Source organism: Nitrosomonas halophila (assembly GCF_900107165.1).
Taxonomy (GTDB): domain Bacteria; phylum Pseudomonadota; class Gammaproteobacteria; order Burkholderiales; family Nitrosomonadaceae; genus Nitrosomonas; species Nitrosomonas halophila.
Map to the genome: position 1 here is coordinate 1 of NZ_FNOY01000122.1, position 3,442 is coordinate 3,442.

General features: G+C 50.1%; 3 protein-coding genes and 1 pseudogene. 3 read left to right on the plus strand and 1 reads right to left on the minus strand.

Annotation, left to right across the window (positions count from 1 at the left end; all coding sequences use genetic code 11):
- Window positions 1–95: 95 nt before the first annotated feature.
- Window positions 96–1,112: an ornithine cyclodeaminase gene (locus BLV85_RS14415; RefSeq protein WP_090415916.1), complete on the plus strand. Its 1,017-nt coding sequence runs from the start codon at window positions 96–98 to the stop codon at window positions 1,110–1,112.
- Here the strand turns inward: BLV85_RS14415 and BLV85_RS14420 are convergent.
- Entirely contained in the window at window positions 1,091–1,975 is an 885-nt protein-coding gene (locus tag BLV85_RS14420) for an arginase family protein (RefSeq protein ID WP_090415917.1), read from the minus strand. The two genes, BLV85_RS14415 and BLV85_RS14420, sit on opposite strands and share 22 nt — an antisense overlap.
- Window positions 1,976–2,309: 334 nt before the next feature.
- Between BLV85_RS14420 and BLV85_RS16010 the strand changes: the two are divergent.
- Together BLV85_RS16010 and BLV85_RS14430 are read left to right on the plus strand one after the other, a co-directional pair.
- Window positions 2,310–2,432, plus strand: a pseudogene (locus BLV85_RS16010) (helix-turn-helix domain-containing protein); the annotation flags it as partial.
- A 199-nt stretch (window positions 2,433–2,631) separates the two neighbouring features.
- Window positions 2,632–3,306 carry an IS30 family transposase gene (locus BLV85_RS14430; protein WP_143032365.1) on the plus strand — a complete coding sequence of 225 codons (675 nt, stop codon included), beginning with the start codon at window positions 2,632–2,634 and terminating at the stop codon, window positions 3,304–3,306.
- Window positions 3,307–3,442 lie beyond the last annotated feature (136 nt).

Genomic DNA, 3,442 nt, shown 5'->3' on the forward strand with positions numbered 1-3,442 from the left:
CTGCTTCCGAGGCGCTTTCCCTGCTCTTCGCTGGGAAACTGCCTGATTTTATGTTGCAGAATGACTGAGAGAAAGAATACGCTGAATAGTTACCAATGCTTTTTTTTTCCATCAATACCATTGCACAATGGCTAAAGGACCAAGGGTTAGCAAACGTTTTTCCCGGGATAATAGATCACTTGGCAGCAGATTTTCGGCGCTGGCCCGATTTTCACAAGTCCGCCCGCCACGCCACCTATTATCCAGATGGCGTGATAGAATTGATGCCCTGTGCCGATCAGAACTACTATGCATTCAAATATGTCAACGGCCATCCCAATAATCCGGCGCTGGGCAAACTCAATGTGCTCGGATTTGGCGTGTTGACAGATGCCCATACTGGATACCCCTTGCTCATTTCCGAAATGACTCTGTTGACCGCAGTCCGGACTGCTGCAACTGCTGCGCTCGCAGCCAGATATCTAGCCCGTCAGGATAGCCAGCGGATCGCTCTGATTGGAACTGGCGCACAAGCCGAATTCGTTACCTGGGCATTATCCACCCAATACCAAGGTTGCCAGATTCACTATTACGATACCGACCCCCAGGCCATGCGCAAATACCATGATAATCTTGCAGCCAGTAGCATTCCCGTCTTTCCTGCCGATTCAATTGCTGCGGCGATTCATGGCGCGGATATCATCGTCACGGCTACGGCAGCCAAATGCCGGGCAGATTTGATTCAATCTTTGATGTTAAGCCCGGGCCAATGCTATTTGGGTCTCGGCGGTGATTGTCCCGGCAAAACCGAGTTCTCCTCTGAGGTTCTCCAGCAATGCAAGATTGTGGTCGAATATTTACCACAAAGCTTGGTGGAAGGAGAAATCCAGAATCTGGGTCCGGATAGTGTGCATGCCGAGTTGTGGGAGCTGATTGCTGGCACCAAAAAGGGCCGGACCACACCAGAAGAAATTACATTGTTTGATTCGGTGGGATTCGCTCTAGAAGATTATTCCATCCTGACATGGCTCTATAAGCTGGCTGAAAATGGCGACATTTGTCCCGATTCGGTCCTGGCTATCGTTCCAGATTTGGCAGATCCCAAAGACCTCTACGGTTTGGTGAAAGCATGACCGATCAGATCCAGCAATACCTGGCGAGTCTTACTCATTGCATCATTGGCAGGACTGTATTCAGCGATTTCCAGGCCAATGCATTCGGGTTGTTGCATTAGCCAATGCAACAACTGGTACAGGGTATTGGCCGGGAGGCCATTGGCAACAGGTGTCGACACACCCGGGGCATCGGCCGGATCAATCACGTCAATATCGATGCTGATGCCGATCCAATCACATTGCGTCCGCAACCGCTGCCACAGGGACCGAACCCATGCCAGACCGGCGTCAGGATGCACCATTTGATCGACACCATACCAGGCGACACCCATCCGATCGAGCAATTCGCGTTCCTCTGTCTCATAGCTTCTTACACCGGCCAAGACCAAGTTATCCGGATTCAAGTGGTGGCGCCCTGGGTAAAAAACGCGCAGTTCAGGATCGTCCGCTCCCAGCAACGCTGCTACCGGCATGCCATGCAAATTGCCGGACGGCGTAGTTTGAAAGGTATGGGCATCCATATGTGCATCAAACCACAGTAACCCAACCCGGTCAGGATCAAACGCTGCATCCAGCACACCACTCCAGGTGCCCATTGCAATGCTGTGATCACCGCCAATCAGGAGAAATGGCTGGTGCGGCAAAGCTTGCATCTGTTGCATCATGGTGTCATGCACTCGCATAAACAACCTTGAATGGGCGGCCTGATTATCATGCGTATGCTCTGATTGTAGCGTTACGACGCGACCTAGCCGTAAGGGGTATTGTTGTGCAAGCTGTTGCGAAAATGCTGGATCGGCTAATATTGCAGCAGTCTGTTCAGTGCTTCCGTCCCGGTTACCTCCATTGAATGGGACATTTGCTATATCAAGAGTTTTCATGCTGAATGCAATCAGTTTCCTTCACCAACGGCGGCTCGTATGACGGACAATGGTTTCCATTACTGGCCGGCAGGGCAAAAACCATGTCCAGTAAATCGGAAATGCTACAGTCTACATCCCAACCGGGAAGTTCAATAATGCTTTAAAGGGAATATACTAAAAAAAAAACAGGAAAAGTTTAAGATCTGGAAGGATTTTTGATTACTCTTTGCAAGGGGCGAATTCGTATAATAAGTGCATAACCCGCTAATCGATACGGGATGCGACTTTCCTCATGAGGCAGAAGCAGGATGTGGTAAAAAACATCCCGAAAAATTACTAACGGGAGAGCTTCATGGCTTACACACACCTTACCTCTGAGGAGAGGCACTATATTGAAAAACGACACAAGATGCAGGATTCGACGACAACCATCGCATTAGCACTGGGGCGCAGCCAATCGAGTATCAGTCGTGAACTGGTGCGTAACTGTGGTCAGCGTGGCTACCGGCATAAACAAGCTCACGGCAAGGCTCGGCAACGTCATGTGGACAAGCCCAAAGCGGTCAAGCTGACTTCAGCACTAGTGGATAGCCTTGAGAGGTTGCTTGAACGGCAATGGAGTCCCGAGCAAATCAGTGGCCGTCTCAAGGCGGAAGGCAGGTCGACGGTTTGCCATGAAACCATTTACCATGCATGTGCTAAAGGACAAGCGGGCGGGTGGCAAGCTATATCTGAATCTGCGCCACCATTCGAAGAAATACCGCAAGCGTTACGGCAGCAATACAGGCAGCGTCAAAGGCATCCCCAACCGGGTGGACATTGACGAACGTCCTCCGGTCGCCAATCAACGTGAACGTTTGGGTGATTGGGAAGCGGACACCATGATCGGCAAAGGGCAGAAAGGTGCGATGGTTACACTGGACGAACGTAAATCCAAGCTACGTCTGGCGTTCCCCGTAGCGAACAAAACCGCAGAAGCGGTGACAGGCAGCATAATCGCCTTGCTGGGCGGCTTTAAAGATTGGGTACATACGCTCACCTTCGACAACGGAAAAGAGTTTGCCAAACATGAGCAAGTTGCCCAGGCCATTGAATGCAAAACATATTTCGCCAAGCCCTATCATTCGTGGGAGCGAGTACAAAACGAGAATGCCAATGGGCTGTTACGCCAATACTTCCCCAAGGCAATGGGGTTGTTGGACGTGACCACTCGGCAAGTATTTGAAGCTGTGCATAAACTAAACAACAGACCAAGGAAGTGCCTGGGGTTCAAAACACCTTACGAGGTGTTTCACGAACTATCCGGCATGGATGCTGAAAAGTTGGTGGGTTATGCACTTATTACTTGAATTCAAGAGGTGTAATCAGGGAAGATAGCGAGGTTACCCAATCACTAAACTAAATGATCTAACTTAGTGACTGGATAACGTATATGGAACAGATGATTGGCCAGATCGCAAGACTATACTTGCATCTAGCATCATC